This window comes from Bradyrhizobium sp. INPA03-11B (assembly GCF_040446015.1).
Lineage (GTDB): Bacteria > Pseudomonadota > Alphaproteobacteria > Rhizobiales > Xanthobacteraceae > Bradyrhizobium > Bradyrhizobium macuxiense_A.
Genome location: NZ_JASGSR010000159.1, coordinates 1 through 15,786, shown reverse-complemented (window position 1 = coordinate 15,786; position 15,786 = coordinate 1). Strand labels below are relative to the sequence as shown.

At 64.6% G+C, this 15,786-nt stretch carries 13 protein-coding genes; 6 read left to right on the top strand and 7 right to left on the bottom strand.

Features of this window, described 5'->3' with window-relative positions:
- Positions 1–144: 144 nt before the first annotated feature.
- A complete protein-coding gene (locus tag QMZ05_RS36885) occupies positions 145–531 on the bottom strand; it encodes a hypothetical protein (protein ID WP_353705220.1) in 387 nt (128 codons plus the stop codon).
- A 164-nt stretch (positions 532–695) separates the two neighbouring features.
- Entirely contained in the window at positions 696–1,436 is a 741-nt protein-coding gene (locus QMZ05_RS36880; protein ID WP_353705219.1) for a hypothetical protein, read from the bottom strand.
- 158 nt (positions 1,437–1,594) lie between these two features.
- On the opposite strand from QMZ05_RS36880, the gene QMZ05_RS36875 reads away from it, so the two are divergent.
- Positions 1,595–2,539 (top strand): dehydrogenase, encoded by a 945-nt coding sequence (locus QMZ05_RS36875; RefSeq protein WP_353705218.1) that lies wholly within the window; start codon positions 1,595–1,597, stop codon positions 2,537–2,539.
- Positions 2,540–2,676: 137 nt separating this feature from the next.
- Here QMZ05_RS36875 and coaA read toward each other — a convergent pair whose 3' ends face one another.
- From coaA to QMZ05_RS36855, 4 genes are all read right to left on the bottom strand, one after another.
- Positions 2,677–3,609, bottom strand: coding sequence for a type I pantothenate kinase (coaA, locus tag QMZ05_RS36870; protein ID WP_353705217.1), 933 nt, complete (start codon positions 3,607–3,609; stop codon positions 2,677–2,679).
- An 87-nt stretch (positions 3,610–3,696) separates the two neighbouring features.
- Positions 3,697–5,955, bottom strand: a complete 2,259-nt coding sequence (locus QMZ05_RS36865; protein ID WP_353705216.1) for a xanthine dehydrogenase family protein molybdopterin-binding subunit — start codon at positions 5,953–5,955, stop codon at positions 3,697–3,699.
- Positions 5,952–6,434, bottom strand: coding sequence for a (2Fe-2S)-binding protein (locus QMZ05_RS36860; protein WP_353705215.1), 483 nt, complete (start codon positions 6,432–6,434; stop codon positions 5,952–5,954). Before QMZ05_RS36860 ends, QMZ05_RS36865 begins: the two co-directional genes overlap by 4 nt.
- A gap of 4 nt (positions 6,435–6,438) precedes the next feature.
- Positions 6,439–7,299 (bottom strand): xanthine dehydrogenase family protein subunit M, encoded by an 861-nt coding sequence (locus QMZ05_RS36855; protein ID WP_353705222.1) that lies wholly within the window; start codon positions 7,297–7,299, stop codon positions 6,439–6,441.
- 483 nt (positions 7,300–7,782) lie between these two features.
- Between QMZ05_RS36855 and QMZ05_RS36850 the strand changes: the two genes are divergently transcribed.
- The 5 genes from QMZ05_RS36850 (at position 7,783) to QMZ05_RS36830 (ending at position 13,719) form a co-directional block, all read left to right on the top strand.
- Positions 7,783–9,267 carry an ABC transporter substrate-binding protein gene (locus QMZ05_RS36850; protein WP_353705221.1) on the top strand — a complete coding sequence of 495 codons (1,485 nt, stop codon included), beginning with the start codon at positions 7,783–7,785 and terminating at the stop codon, positions 9,265–9,267.
- 363 nt (positions 9,268–9,630) lie between these two features.
- Entirely contained in the window at positions 9,631–10,146 is a 516-nt protein-coding gene (locus QMZ05_RS36845) for a hypothetical protein (RefSeq protein WP_353705214.1), read from the top strand.
- Between the two features lie 1,045 nt (positions 10,147–11,191).
- Positions 11,192–11,617 (top strand): hypothetical protein, encoded by a 426-nt coding sequence (locus tag QMZ05_RS36840; RefSeq protein WP_353705213.1) that lies wholly within the window; start codon positions 11,192–11,194, stop codon positions 11,615–11,617.
- Positions 11,618–11,867: 250 nt separating this feature from the next.
- Positions 11,868–12,506, top strand: a complete 639-nt coding sequence (locus tag QMZ05_RS36835) for a pyridoxamine 5'-phosphate oxidase family protein (protein WP_353705212.1) — start codon at positions 11,868–11,870, stop codon at positions 12,504–12,506.
- Complete coding sequence (locus QMZ05_RS36830) at positions 12,499–13,719, top strand: ABC transporter substrate-binding protein (RefSeq protein ID WP_353705211.1); 1,221 nt, start codon at positions 12,499–12,501, stop codon at positions 13,717–13,719. The genes QMZ05_RS36835 and QMZ05_RS36830 overlap by 8 nt, the downstream gene beginning before the upstream one ends.
- A 245-nt stretch (positions 13,720–13,964) precedes the next feature.
- Here QMZ05_RS36830 and QMZ05_RS36825 read toward each other — a convergent pair.
- Positions 13,965–15,786: SPFH domain-containing protein (locus QMZ05_RS36825; RefSeq protein WP_353705210.1), on the bottom strand; the 1,822-nt coding region annotated here is incomplete at its 5' end.

Here is a 15,786-nt window from a genome sequence, read left to right as displayed (position 1 = left end):
CCCCCCCCCCCCCCCCACTATTCACCCACAAGCCGGCAACCGAGATTGCTGGACATGTCTCGTGGGCTCGGAGATGTGTATAAGAGACAGGAGATGGCGGGTTAGGCTTGCGCTAACCCGCCCTGCTCTGCTCCTCGCAACACCTCAGGGCTGCGCGAGGTGCCAGGCGCCGTTGAGAAAGCCGTCGCCGGTGATGTCGCCGGCCTTCTGGTCCTTGGCGAAGGTATAGAGCGGCTTGCCCTTGTAGGCCCACTGCTTCGAGCCATCGTCGCGGGAGATGATGGTGTAGCCGCCTTCGGCCTTGTCGCTGGCTTCCGCCTTCAGCACCGGCCAGTTGGTCGCACAGGGGCCGTTGCAGGCCGACTTGCCGTCGGTGTCCTTGTCGAAGGTGTAGAGCGTCATGCCCTTGGTATCGGTCAGGACGGGCCCCTTCGCCGTCGTGCCGGTCTTGGTCGGCGGCGCGGCAAAGGCGGCAGACGCGAGTGCGAACGAAGCGGCGGTGGCGAGCGCGAGTGCGAGCGTTGTCTTCATGATGTCTCCCTTTCGAATGCAAACGACTTGCATGCCTAAGGACGCGCGAAGGCCTGCACTATTCCACCGGCGGTGCGGAAACAATTTCCGGCCGAGCGACTGATGTGAGGGGAATAAAGCCGAGAGCGCGTGCCGATACCGCCGCGTAGCCCGATCCGAATGAGCTACCGCCTGATCTCCTCCGCCGCGCGCACCAGCGGGCGGTCGGAAATCTGGATCGGGCCGGAGAACGGCGTGCTCATTTCGAGGATCAAATAGATCGCGGCCGAGACCAGCGCCGCCGCGGCGACATAGGTCGAGATCACGACCGCGTTGCGCGGCGCGCGAAAGCCCAGCGTCGCAAACATCAGCGTCAGCCATCCGACCAGAATGCAGATCAGCGGCGACGGGAACGAACCGTCGGACTGCTCGACAAAGGTCCAGCGCTGCTGCACCGCCTGCCGATAGAGCGACCTTGCATCGTTCCACAGCGCAATCTTCTGCTCGTCGTTGAACCTGAGCTCGCGGAGACTGGTGCCGACCTCGTCGAGCAGATGTTCGGACACCTCGTTCGCACGTGAGATCGGCACATCCTTGAGCACTTGCTCGACATAGGCGAGCAGCCGCCGGCGCGGCTCGTCGGCGCTGGGACCGAGCGGCCGCAGGCTGCGGTCGAGCAGGATGAGGTCGGTGGCGAACACATGCAAATTGCGGTCGACCGCCACATAGGTGTTGGCCGAGTTGTTCATCATCAGGCCGAGCAGCAGCGACGGCATGGTGAAGAACAGCGTCGCGACCAGGCGTACCGAGGTATTGGTCTCGTCGCTGCGGTGATGATCCCCGAGCCGGCCATGGATCGCCATGGTCCCAAGCGCGGCGCCGCCGAGCAGCATGAAGATCAGGATGGCGACGAGGACTGCAACCACGGCTTGCGGAGACCTGCGAGAGAATCAGGTGCGCAGGATAGCAAGGGGCGCGGTGCGGCGCATGTCCGGTTGACTAGCCTTCCCCACGCGCTATCCAGTCCGGTGCGGCTTTGGCGCGGCTCCAGGAGGCGCGCAAGGGTGCCTGAGGAGAGAACCACGTGCATATTGTCGACGACAGCGAGGTCAACCGCGTCCTGAGCTTTCCGATCCTGATCGAGGCGATCGAGGCGGCGCACCGGCGGCCCAAGATCGCGGTCCATGACGGCTATCTCGGCGACGACAAGGGCCAGCAGCTGGTGACCCGCAGCGCGGTCGATGCCGGCCGGTTCATGATGACCAAGCTGTACACCAGCTTCCCGGGCAACCTCGCGCACGGCAAGCTGCCGGCCGTGCAGGCGGTCTGCGTGCTGTTCGACGGCAATGACGGCCGGCCGCTCGCGGTGATGGACGCCGCGGAGATCACCCATTGGAAGACCGCCGCGGATTCCGCGCTCGGCGCCAAGCACCTTGCACGGCCAGATGCCGAGACGCTGCTGGTGGTCGGCGCCGGCGAGATGGCGCGCTGGCTGGTGCGCGGCCACCGCACGGTGCGGCCGTCGTTGAAGCGGGTGCGGGTCTGGAACCGGACCGTCGAGCGCGCGCAGGAGCTCGCCACGCTGCTGGAGGCCGACGGCATCGCCGCCGAGGCGGTGAGCGATCTCGACGCCGCGACCGGCGAGGCCGACATCATCACCACCTGCACCCGCTCGCGCGAGCCGCTGATCAAGGGCGCCAATTTGAAGCCCGGCACCCATCTCGATCTGGTCGGCGGCTTCACCCCCGACACCCGCGAGTCCGACGACGAGGCGGCGCGGCGCTCGCGCATCTTCGTCGACCGCCGCGAATCCGCCTTCGATGGCGTCGGCGACATCCTGCAGCCGATCGCCAGCGGCGCGATCAAGGAGAGCGACGTGCTCGGCGACCATTACGACCTCGCGAGCGGTGCAGTCACCGGCCGGCAGTCGGCCGATGACATCACGTTCTTCAAGAACGCCGGCGGCGGCCATCTGGATTTGATGACCTGCGAGACAGTGTTTGCGCAGCTGGGGAAGGAGTTGCGCTAACGGCAAAAACGTAGGGCGGGTTAGCGATGCGTAACCCGCCACCGCTTGATCCACGGAAAGACGGCGGATTACGCCTTCCGCCTTCGCTCGTTGAGCTACGGCGGACGCGGTCGGCTAATCTGCCCTACTTCTCCGCTCTACGTCTCCCGCAACCAGACTTCACCGATCGAGTGATCGGAGCGCTTGCGCAGCACGACGTCGGCGCGCGTCCGCGTCGGAAGGATGTTCTCCCTGAGATTGGCGCGGTGGTGCTCGCGCCACAGCCGCTCCGCGACCTCGCGCGCGTCGCCGGGCGGCAGGTCCCGGTAGTGGTGGAAATAGGAGGCGGGATTCCGGAACGCGGTCGGCTGCAGCCTGAGGAAGCGCTCGACATACCAGGACTGGATGTCGGCCTCGTCGGCATCGAGGTAGATCGAGAAGTCGAAGAAGTCCGAGACCACCACCGGCGCCGTGCCGCGCGCCAGCAGCACATTGAGACCCTCGAACACGAGGATATCCGGCTGCTGGATGACCTGGCGTTCCGACGGCACGATGTCGCCGATCAGATGCGAGTACACGGGCAGCTCGAGCTCGCGTTCACCCGCCTTGGCGGCCGCGAGAAACCGCAGCATCCGCGGCAGATCGTAGCTCTCGGGAAAACCCTTGCGCCGCATCAGGCCGCGCTCTTCCAGAACGCCGTTGGGATGCAGGAAGCCGTCGGTCGTCACCAATTCGACCCGCGGGTGATCGGCCCAGCCGGCCAAGAGCGCACACAGCACGCGGGCAAAGGTGCTCTTGCCGACGCCGACGCTGCCGGCCAACGCCACGATGTAGGGCGAACGGCGCGCCGGCCGGCCGAGAAACTCCGCCTTGACCTGCATCAGATTGCGCGCCGCCGAAAAATGCAGGTTCAGCAGCCGGGTCAGCGGCAGGTAGACGTCACTGACTTCGGCTGACGTGATCGGCCCGTTGAGGCCGCGCAGCGCCGCGAGATCGGCATCCGACAGCGTCAGCGACGTGTTGGCGCGCAGCGCCGCCCAATCGCTCCGGCTGAAGATCATGTAGGCGGACAGTTCGTCGGGGTGGGTCATTGTCCGATCTTGCCGAGGCGGAGCCGGAAACGTCAATGGCCCACAACCGTAGGGCGGGTTAGCGAAGCCTAACCCACCCTACGCTCCCTACTCGGCGGCCTGCTGCGTCGGCGCATCCAGCGCCGCCGACACCTTCGGCGGTGACATCGGCAGGCTGTAGAAGCGCTTGCCGAGCGCGTTGTGCACGGCGTTGGCGACCGCAGCCATGACCGGCACCAGCGGCACCTCGCCGACGCCCTTGACGCCCTGCGGATGCTTCGGGTTCGGCACCTCGACCAGCGCGCAGTCGAGCATCGGCAGGTCGGAGCAGACCGGCATACGATAGTCGAGGAAGCCTGGATTATCGACCTTGCCGTCCTTGTTGTAGATGTACTCCTCGTTCAGCGCCCAGCCGATGCCCTGCGCGACGCCGCCCTGCAGCTGGCCCTCGACATAGCTCGGATGCACGGCACGGCCGACATCCTGCACGGCCGTGTAGCGGATCACGCGCACGATGCCGAGATCGACATCGACCTCGACGTCGCAGATATGCGTGCCGAAACCGCCTTCCGCGCCTTGCGTGTTGAGCTGCACGCTGGCGCCGATCGGACCGCCCTGCGACGGCGCCTTCTCGGCAAGGTCCGCGAGCGTCAGCGGCTCGAACTGGCCGGCGTTCGGGCTGACAGGATGCGCGGCGCCGTTCTCCCACTTCACGGCTTCAGGGTCGATCTCCCAGAGCTTCGCCGCGCGCTCGCGCAAGGTCGCGATCACCTTGTCGGCCGCCTGCGTCACCACCATCGAGGAGGCGAACAGCACACGGCTGCCGCCGGTGAGGTTGGAGAAGCCGACCGTCTGGGTGTCGCCGATGATGACGGAGACGCGCTTGTAGTCGATGCCGAGCAGCTCGGCGCAGATGTTGGCAATGCCGGCGCGCGAGCCGCCGATGTCGGGATGCCCCGTCGTGACGACGACGTTGCCGTCCTCGGTGATGTTCACTTGCGCGGAGGATTCACCGCCGGCATTGAACCAGAAGCCGCTAGCCACACCTCTGCCCTGCAGCTTGCCGAGCGGCGCGGCATAATGCGGATGGTTCTTTGCGGCTTGCAGCGTCTCGATATAGCCGATGCGCGGGAACACCGGGCCGTGCGCGGCCTTGGTGCCTTCCTTCGCCGCGTTCTTCAGCCGCAGCGCCAGCGGATCCACCTTGAGCGCTTCTGCGAGTTCGTCGAGCACGCATTCCACCGCGTAGGCGCCGATCGGCGCACCGGGCGCGCGATAGGCCGCGACCTTGGAGCGGTTCGAGCAGACGTCGAATCCCTCCGACAGCACATGCGGAATGTCGTAGGGCGCAAAGCTGCACCCGACCGCACCGCGGATCGGCGAGCCCGGGAAGGCGCCGGCCTGCAGATAGAAGCTGCCGTGCGCGGCGACGATGGTGCCGTCTTTCTTCGCGCCGATCCTCACCGTGCTCTTCGAGGCCGAGGTCGGCCCGGTGGCGCGCATCACCTCCTCGCGCGTCATCACCATCTTGACCGGGCGGCCGGATTTCTTGGCGAGCAAGGTCGCAAGGGGCTCGAGATAGACAATGGTCTTGCCGCCGAAGCCGCCGCCGATCTCGGCGGGGATGGCGCGGATGTCGCTCTGCGGGATGCCCGTGAGCATCGACGTCATCGCGCGCACCATGAACTGGCCCTGGCTCGACGACCAGATCGTGGTCTTGCCGTCGGCCGCGACCGAGATCAGGCAGGCATGCGGCTCGATATAGCCCTGATGCACCGGGCGCGTCGTGAAGGAGCGCTCGATCACGATCTCGGCGTCCTTGAATCCTATCGCGATGTCGCCCTTCTTGGATTCGATGCGGCCCATGATGTTCGAGGGCTTGCCGTCGAATTTGTTGAATTCGTGCAGGATCGGTGCGTCGGGCTTGAGCGCATCGTCGATCTCGATCGCCCAGGGCAGCACCTCGTAATCGACCTCGATCAGCTTGCAGGCTTCCGCTGCGATCGCCTCCGTGGTCGCGGCGACGGCGGCGACGGGGTGGCCGGGGAACAGCGCCTTGTCGCGCGCCATCACGTTGCGGCACATCCAGCGCATGTCCTGGATGCCGAGCATCACCGCGCCCTTCTCGATCGTGAAGTCGACGATATCACGCGACGTGACCACCGCCTTGACGCCGGGCAGCGCCTCGGCCTTCGCGGTGTTGATCGACTTGATGCGGGCATGCGGATGCGGGCTGCGCAGCACCTTGCCCCAGATCATGCCGGGCATGGTGGTGTCGGCGGCAAACGCCGCGCGCCCCGTGACCTTGTCGACGCCATCGGGCCGGATGGTGCGCTGGCCGATCCATTTGTTGTTGACGACGTTCATCGTGCAGTCTCCCGCATTTCAGCCGCGGTCTCCATCACCGCGCGGACGATCTTGTCGTAACCGGTGCACCGGCAGAGATTGCCGGCGAGCCAGAAGCGGACTTCCTCTTCGGTCGGATCGGAATTTTTGGCGAGCAACGCCTCGGAGGCGACCAGCATCCCCGAGGTACAGATGCCGCATTGGAGCGCGGCGTGCTCGAGGAACTTCTGCTGCAACGGATGCAGTCTGTCGCCCTTGGCCATGCCCTCGATGGTGCGGATCTCGTGGCCCTCGGCTTCGGCCGCGAGCATCAGGCAGGAGCAGACCAGCCGGCCGTCGAGCGTGATCGAACAGGCGCCGCAATCGCCGGAGGCGCAGCCTTCCTTGGAGCCGGTGAGCCCCAACTGCCCGCGCAACGCGTCGAGCATGGTCTCATAGGGCTCGCACAGGAATTCGGCCGGCTCGCCGTTGACCGAGGTGGTGACGTGCAGTTTCGCCATGGTGCTAATGTCCTCCCGCGCGCTGGGCGGCGATCGCGGCGGTACGCTTCAGCAGCACGCCGGCGGTTTTGGTGCGATACGCGATGGTGCCGCGCTTGTCGTCGATCGGACGACAGGCGGCGCGGCATGCCGCGCTAGCTGCTTCCAGCGCCGCATCGTCGAGCTTCGAACCAACAAGCGCCTTGGCCGCCGGTTCAACGAGAAGCGCGGTCGGCGCCACCGCACCAAGGCCGACGCGTGCCGCGGTGCAGACGCCGTCCTTCAGGGTCAGGCTGACGCCGATCCCAACCACCGCGATGTCCATCTCGGTGCGCGGAATCATCCGCAAGTAGGCGTCGCCCGAACCCTTCGGCCGCGGCGGGAGTGCAAAACTGACCAGGATCTCGCCCGGCTTGAGGTTGGTGCGGCCCGGTCCGGCCGGCACGTCCTCGACCTTGATCTCGCGGCGGCCGTTCGGGCCCTGCACGATGACGACCGCGCCCGCCGCGATCATCGCCGGCACGCTGTCGCCGGCCGGCGAGCCGTTGCAGAGATTGCCGCCGGCGGAGGCGCGGCCCTGCACCTGTTTGGAGCCGATCAGGTTCACGGCCTCGAGCACGCCGGGCCACACCTTGCCGAAGCGCGCGTGCTCGGCGAGCTCCATGCCGGAGACGGCGGCCCCGACGCGGAAACCGCCATCGGCGGTCTCGGTGATCTCGGTCATCTCGCCGATCTTCTTGATGTCGACGATCAATCCCGGCCGCACCAGGCCGGAGCGCATTTGCACCAATAAGTCGGTACCCCCAGCCATAATGCGGGCGGCACTCCCGGCGGCAGCAAATGCGCCAATCGCTTCATCAAGCGTGCGCGGTGCTACGTATCGGATATCGGTCATGACGGTTCTTCCAGTCTCCCTCGGCTGCTCGTTCGCGCTGCTTGTTCCCTTAAGGGGATATGGCCTTATTGCTGGCCGGCAGGACCATAAGCCTACACGGCGGATCAGGGTCCGAACAGCCTGCGAGGTGCGGCAGGAAGCGCAGGCTCCTATGCAGGATGCGGACTTGTGCGGTGCCGGCGATGGCGCGCGCCGCGACCGCGGTCATCGAACGTTCACCTGACCGATCCAGGAAATCTGACGCCAGACTGGCGGCACGGCCCTTGCTTGCTTTCAACAACGAATTCGTGAAGCATGCCGGTCGCTGCGGCATACGTGCCGGCGCAACGATAAATCGGGAGATGCTGAATGGCGGATGTTTCGCGCAGAACACTCCTCAAGCTCGCGGCCAGCGTGCCGCCGGCGATCGCGGCCCCGGCCATCCTGTCATCGCGCGCGGTCGCCGCGGCCAAGGGCAAGACCGTCACCGCTGTGATGCATTCGGACCTGCGCATCATCGATCCCGGTTTCACCACCGCCTACATCACCCGCGACCATGGCTACATGGTCTACGACACGCTGCTCGGCATCGATTCCAGCTTCAAGGTCCGGCCGCAGATGGCGGACTGGACCATCTCCGACGACAAGCTAACCTACACCTTCACGCTGCGCGACGGCCTGAAATGGCATGACGGCGCGCCGGTCACGGCCGAGGACTGCATCGCCTCGCTGAAGCGCTGGACCGCCGTCGACGGCATGGCGCAGAAGCTGGCCGAATTCACGGCTTCCCTCGAAGCCAGCGGGCCGAAGGCCATCGTGCTCAAGCTCAAGGAGCCGTATGGCCTCGTGCTGGAGTCGCTGGCAAAGCCCTCGTCCTACGTCGCGTTCATGATGCCGAAGCGGCTCGCCGGGACGCCGCCCGGCATGCAGATCGCCGAACAGATCGGCTGCGGGCCGTTCAAATTCGTGGCGAGCGAATTCCAGCCGGGCGTGAAGGCGGTTTATGAGCGCAACGCCGACTACGTGCCGCGCAAGGAAAAGCCGGATTGGCTGTCGGGCGGCAAGGTCGCGAAGGTCGATCGCGTCGAATGGATCACGATGCCCGACGCGCAGACCGCGATCAACGCGCTGCAATCCGGTGAGATCGACTTCCTGGAACAGCCCTCGGTCGACCTGCTCACGGTGCTCGAGGCCAATTCCGATCTCACCGTGGCCGTGCTGAACAAGTTCGGCTTCCAGATCGAGGGCCGGATGAATTTCCTGCATCCGCCGTTCGACAACCCCAAGGTCCGCCGCGCCGCCTTCCTGGCGATGAACCAGAAGGACGTGCTCGACGCCACCGTCGGCAACGCGAAGTTTTACGAGATTTGCGGCTCCTATTTCGCCTGCGACACGCCGCTCGCCAGCGACGCCGGCGCGGAGACGCTGATCAAGGGCAACGGCATGGCCGAGGCCAAGAAGGCGCTCGCCGCCTCGGGCTATGACGGCACGCCCGTCGTGATCATGATCCCCGGCGACGTGCAGACGCTGAAGGGGCCGCCGACGGTCGCAGCGCAGCTGTTGCGCGCGGCCGGCTTCAATGTCGACGCGCAGGTGACGGACTGGCAGACCGTGGTGAGCCGCCGCGCCAGCCAGAAGCCACCCAAGGAAGGCGGCTGGAACCTGTTCTTCACCTTCACCGGCGCCACCGAGGTGATGAACCCGATCGTCAACAACCAGATCGCCGCGAACGGCAAGAAAGCCTGGTTCGGCTGGCCCGAAGACGCCAAGCTCGAGCAGATGCGCGACGCCTACGCGCGTGCCGCTTCTCCTGAGGAGCAGAAGAAGTTCGCCGTGGAGATCCAGAAGGAAGCCTACGAACAGGTGATCTACATCCCGCTCGGCCAGTTCCGCTTGCCGAGCGCCTGGCGCAAATCGCTGACCGGCGTGCTCGAAGGCCCGGCGCCGCCGGTGTTCTGGAACGTCGACAAGACCGAATAGGATCGGCGGCGCGATCGACACGCGCCGCCGATCAACGTTGGGCCGGCCGAAGCGCGTGCAGCCGGGCGCTGCAAAATATCGAAAACAACCCCATGCAAAGGAGCCGACGGCCGCCGGCGTTCGACCATGCAACTTGACACGTCGGGCAAATCAGGGGCATATTTCCAATATTCCGAAATCATGCCCTCGCCCGGTGATTGCGTCGGCGCCGTCGCCTTCGCCCCATTCAGCGCGCGCTCTTGCACGCGAAAGATCTGCGAGATGGCTGGCCGTGGACTCACAAAGTCGGCTTTTGGGGGAAGCGTTAGTTGCCAGGATCGGTCGTCATCGACGGCTTTTGACCCAGAGCGGACCCGAGCAAGCGTGTGGGACCAGACGATTGCCGCGCAATGGAAACAGTGTTTTCATCGCGCTGGCCACAGCCAATGTTCAGTACGGGGGCATTTCGTGCCAAAATATAATTGGAGCGTCTCTCTCGCAATTTTGCTGTTTGCCTCTACTTCTCTTTCTGCTCACTCGGAGGAGCGCTGCTCCGTAGGCGCCCTGAAGGGCAGCTACATTTTTGTCGGAAGGGGCTTTATTGAAGCCATCGAGCCGACCATACAGCGCGTTCACTATGGGATTTTCGTCTTCGACGGGGCCGGGAAGCTGTCTGGCAAACAATCATCCAGCCGGGGCGGCAAGATAGGCCGTGAAAAACTGGAGGGGACATACACGTTGGATGCCGATTGCACCGGCACGCTCACTCTCGCCACAGTCGGTTATGGCAAGCCCGGCTTCGAGACCCACTGGGACCTCTATGTTGCCGAGGACCATAAGCGCGGCCACATCGTTCGGATGGACGAGGGCAATATGGCCGTCCGCAGCTTTGAGAAATAGCCGCAACAGCGCTAGGCGGCGGCCGAGTTGATGACAGCTTGTGGCCCGTAGCTGACCTCCGGGACCATCGAGGAGATGTCGGATACGAGAGTACAGCGGACACCGCCCCCCCCCCCCCGAGGCCGGGACGTCGCACACTTTTGACCCATAGCGGTCCGCAGCCACAACGCTGCATCACGATGCGCGGCTTCGTCCCGGCGTTACGCTTCACCTCCGCGTCCGTCACGGGGCGATCACCACTCCCCCCGGGAATGCGATCTACCTGGCGTGATCGCTGTTCACCACCAGTATGGCCACCGCCACGCCTCATAGCGGCTCCACGACGACTCCAGGGGCGGGCCGAATGGATCGACCCGGTCGTCTTCAGGGCGATATTGATATCGTGGAACAATATAATAATCCCACGGGGTTGGCCTTATCACGGGCGTCGGGATAACGACCCTCCTTGGTTCATGGACGACTTGTACCTTCCGCGCCCGGGCTTCCGCACCAGACGTTCCGAGGTTACACAGCACCAAGGCCGCTCCGAGAGCGCACGCGACGGTCATGATCTTCATGCATCGTCCTCCTTGCCTGAGAGTGCAAAAGGACGCCAAGCAAGGCAAGCCAATTCGGTCTCGACTGGCTTGAATGAGCGCTTATGACCCGTACCTGACGGGTCGCCGGGAATGTCGGCTCGTCGAGGTGAACCGGGGGGTCCCGGTTTTCGGTCGCTATGGGCGGCTTATGACCCGAAGCTGATTTGGGGCACGCAAATTCTCCTAAAAATCTGCAAAAACCGAAACCGGTCTATGGCCTATGATGCCCACCGTCGTGTTTCATTGAGATAGGTCGTTCCGGCTTGAGCAGCGCACTAAACATTCTCTTCGGGCTTCGTCATGGCGGCCGCAACTTAAGGACTTGGCGTACTGCCGTCCTGGTCGCAAGCGCGACGATGTTCATCGCTTGTCTTACCCAAACAGCATTCGTAACCGAATGTTGCTACGTTGTGGGGGAGAGAAGAAGCGAGCCCGGTCTTGGCATATTGCTTATGGGATGGGGTGGCGTGCTCAGCAGTTGGCTTCACCCGCCGCTTTTCGTCCTAATACTCGCGGGTTGGTTGTGCGCCTGCGCAAGATGGTACCTTGCCGCCTTGATCTGCGCTTTCTCTTCCATCGCCGTGGTCGCTGGTTTTCACGAACAGTTGCTTCCCAATGCAGGCTATGCGGCTTGGCTTGCCAACCCAATCATTGCAACCGCCTGGTTCTTATATCTTGCCGACAAGCGATCCGCAGCGTTGATCTCTGCCGTCCTTGCGTTGGGACTTACGCTGACGTTTCTGGGAGTAGCTACCGTCCCACTCAGTGATAAGTTCAGCGAGTTGGAGATTATTTCATATGGAAGCGGTTATTGGCTCTGGATTGCAAGCGCTGCAATTCTCGTGGCGGGCGTGAGTGCACATAACCTGCCTCTTCAGGTGAGCGAGAGCTGACGCCAAGCCGCATCAGGGCTCATCGATCAGCCCTCGCGATCGCGCTGATCGTTGCTTCAAGGACCAAAGCCATTTCGCGCGGGTGTATTGCCCGTGAATGCGGGCATCCTTCCCGACGTTTCCGGCAATCCGCCCGACGGCAAGCAGGCACAGGACGCATCGTATTCAGGGGGATCGGCGAGAGGCCGGCGGCGCGCCGGTGCTATGCTGTCGTCTCGCCCAAGCCGCAGTTTGAATCGCGAGAACGGACATGGAAGCACGCGGATTTTACCACGAGGGGATGCTTGGGCTGCAGGAGCAGGCCGATGGCCGGCGCCTGGCCGATTTCCTGGCGACCAGCGCCAGGCACGGCGAATTTTCCGAACGGGACGTGGCGCACATCACGGCGGCAAGTTTCTTCTTCATTGCGTCATCTCATGGCGATCATCCGGACTGCAGCTTCAAGGGAGGCGATCCCGGGTTCGTCAGGATCATCGGCCCGAGCACGCTGGAGTTTCCCGACTACGACGGCAACCTGATGTACCGGACGCTCGGCAATATCGCCATGAATCCGAAGGTCGGGCTGTTGTTCATGACCTTCGACGGCAGGAGCTACCGGATTCGCATCAACGGAGACGCCAGCATTCATCGCGACGCCGAAAGCCTGACGCGCCACCACGGCGCCAAGGCCGTGATCCGCGTCGAATGCCGCGACATCTATCCAAACTGTCCGCGCTATGTGCCCGATCTCGCCATGACGGCACGCTCCGCCTTTGTGCCGCGCCCGGGCGAGACGCCGCCGACGCCGGAATGGAAAACGCTGCCGGAGGTCGTACCGCACCTGCCGCAGTCCGGCACGCGGGGCGCCCCGACTTCAAGCCGGGACAGTGTTGGGCAACGCGATGCATAAAGCCCGGTGCAGGCCGACAGCTTGGGCTGCGATCATCGGCGTCAGCTTCCTTGCCGCCGCCAACGCGCTTGCGGAAAGCCGCAAATACGATCCCGGCGCCAGCGACACCGAGATCAGGATCGGGCAGACCATGCCCTATAGCGGGCCGGCGTCGTCCGTCTCGGTGATCGGCAAGCTCCAGGCCGCCTATTTCCGGATGATCAACGAGCGCGGCGGAATCAACGGACGCAAGATCAAGCTGATCTCCTATGACGATGCGGCGACGCCATCCAAGACGGTCGAGCAGACCCGCAAGCTGGTCGAAGGCGACGAGGTGCTGTTCACCTTCCAGACGCCCGGCACGGCCTCCAACGTCGCCGTTCAGAAATATCTCAACGACCATCACGTCCCGCAGCTGTTCGTTGGGGGGCGCTCGACGCGCTTCGAGGATCCCGCCGAGTTTCCATGGACCATGGGATTCGCGCCGAACCTGCGGACCGAGATTCGCGTCTACGTGCGCTTCATCCTCGACAATTATCCGGACGCCAGGATCGGCCTGCTCTACCAGAATGACGAGAGCGGCAAGGACTATCTCGCCGGCCTGAACGACGGGCTCGGCGTGAAGGCTGCAGTGATGCTCGCGTCCGAGGCGCCCTATGAGATGACGGACCCGACCATCGACTCGCAGGTGGTGCGGCTCAAGGCCGCCGGCGTCAACGTGCTGATCGACATGGCCGCGCCGAAGTTCGCCGCCCAGGCGATCCGCAAGGCCGCGGAGCTCGGCTGGAAGCCTGTTAATCTGCTCGGCGTCGGCTCGTCCTCGATCGACGCGGTGCTGGCGCCCGCGGGACTTGAGAACGTCAAGGGGCTGATCTCGGCGAGCTCGTTCAAGGAGGCCGCCGACCCGACCTGGGCGGACGATGCGGGCATGAGGACATGGACGGCCTTCATGGCCTCGTATTTTCCGGAGGGGGACAGAAAGAGCATCTTCACGACCTACGGCTACAGCGCGGCCGAGCTCTTGGTGCAGGTGCTGCGGCAATGCGGCGACGATCTCTCGCGCGACAACGTCATGCGCCAAGCGGCCAATCTCAGGGATGTGAAGCTCGATCTGCTGCTGCCGGGCCTCTCCATCAACACCAGCCAGAGCGACTATCGTGTGGTCAAGCAGTTCCGGATGATGCGCTTCACCGGCGAGCGCTGGGAGCCATTCGGACCGATGGTCGCTGATTGACCCTGCTGCGCGAGGAATATTGAAAAGATCGAATGAAATCGGCGGCGCGATTGTCGCACGCCGCCTCCCTTCGCCTCTCCCGCTTGCGGGGGAGGCCGCAGCGCATCGGAGATGCGATGCGGGTGGGGGCTCTCTCCATAATGCGATTCGCGGAGAGGGCCCCCACCCCAGCCCTCCCCCGCAAGCGGGAAGAGGGAGCGCACTTCCTTGCGGCCGCTATTCGACCTCATCGCATGATCGCGGCCTTACTGACCGTTGGTCCGGCGCGCGGCCTTCGGTGCCTCGTCCTTCAGCTTCTCCAATGCGCCGGGCATCATCTGCCCGAACATCGAGCTCAGCATCGCGGTCGGGATCAGGCCGGCGCTGTTGCCCTCCGTGCCCTGCCCGCCCGACATCAGGAATTGCGGCACCAGCGGCTGATTGATCCGCGTCAGCGCCTCGGCGAACTTCGCGAAGTTCTGCTCGGCAAGCCGGTACTCCGGCCCGCCATAGGCATCGACCGACAGCTTGGTCGCCTGCGCGTTCGCGGTGCCGACCGCCAGCACCCGGTCGGCCTCACCCTGGCCTTCCAGCCGTGACTGCTGGCCGACCGCGGCTGCGGTCACCTTCCGCGTCTCGGCATCCTTCTGCGCGCGGGCGAGTGCCGCGGCGCCCTCGTTCTCGTTGACCTTGACCTGGATCAGCGACTGCGTCAGCGCCGACTGCGCCGCCGCCGTCGCCTTGGCTTCGTTCAGCGCGCGCTCCTGCACCGCGGCCTTCTCCTGCTCCTGATAGGTCTCGATCTGCTCGCGCGCGATCTGGCGCGAGCGAAGCTGGATCAGGATGTTCTCGATGGTGTGGTCACCGGGCGCCGCACGCGGCGTGCCGATCAGGACCTCCTGAAGGTCGAGCGAATAGCTCTCGAACCTCGCCTTCATGTCGTGGGCCGCTTCCGCCTGGATCGCGGCGCGGTTCTGCAACAGCTCGATCAGCGTCATCTTTTGCGCGATGTTCTTGAAGAACGCAGAGACCATCGGGTCGAGTGTCTGCTCGACCAGCTTCTTCACGTCGCCGAAGCGCTGGATGATCATCGGCGCCTTCTTGTAGTCGATGTGCATCACCACCGAGAGCGGCAGCGTCGGCTCGAACGCGTCCTTGGTGATCAGCGAGATCTCGGACAGGTTCTCGTCGAGCTTCATCGCGCCAACCTCGCCACGCATCCATTTCAGGATGAAGTTGACGGTCGGAATGATCTCGATCTTGCCGGCATAGGTGTTGAAGGCGTATTTGCCCGGCAGCAGCGGGTCCTTCCAGACGCCGCGGCTGCCGTTGAGCACCAGCTCGCCATGGCGATACTGCTCGCCCGAGACGTCGTCGGTGCGCGGGCCGGTGTAGAAGATGACGACGCCGACATTACCGACCGGGATCACCGTCTTCGGCACCGCCTCGACGGTCGCGAACAGCCGGTTGATGTACCAGGTGCCCTCGACGATGACCTGGAGCTGGCGGCCGCGATAGCCGCCGGCGCTGAGGAATTTCTCGGGCTCCTGGAAATTGTTGTGAAAGGTCGCAGCATCATGCAGCTCGATGCCGACCTCGGGCGCGATGATCTCGCCCGGAGGCAGCGACGGGCCGTCATGCACGGTGACGATGCCGACCAAATCGTGGTCGGCCGCCAGCACGACCGGGGCAAAGCCCCAGCGCTCGGTGATCGTGAGTTGCATGCTCTCGAGCACGCCGCGCTCGCGCTCGCTCAAGGCATGACCGTAGACGCGCTCGTCGGTGATCACGGCGAACTGCGTGGTGTTGATCGCATAGGTACCCTCGCGCAGGATCTTGCGCTGCGGACCCTTCTGGCCGCCGCCGAGCAGGAAGCGGCGCGCGTCCTGGAAGTCCGACTTGTCCTCGGTGTCGTTGGCACCGAGCACCTGCGACGGCTCCAGCGCCGCGCCGTCGCGCGCGAACACATAGGCGATCTTGCCCTGGCCGACGGTCACGAGGTCCGAGCGATGGATCCGGTACATGAGGGGAAACATCACGTGCAGGCCGCCGCGCAGCACCTCCGGCTCATAGCCGGCCTCGCCGTTG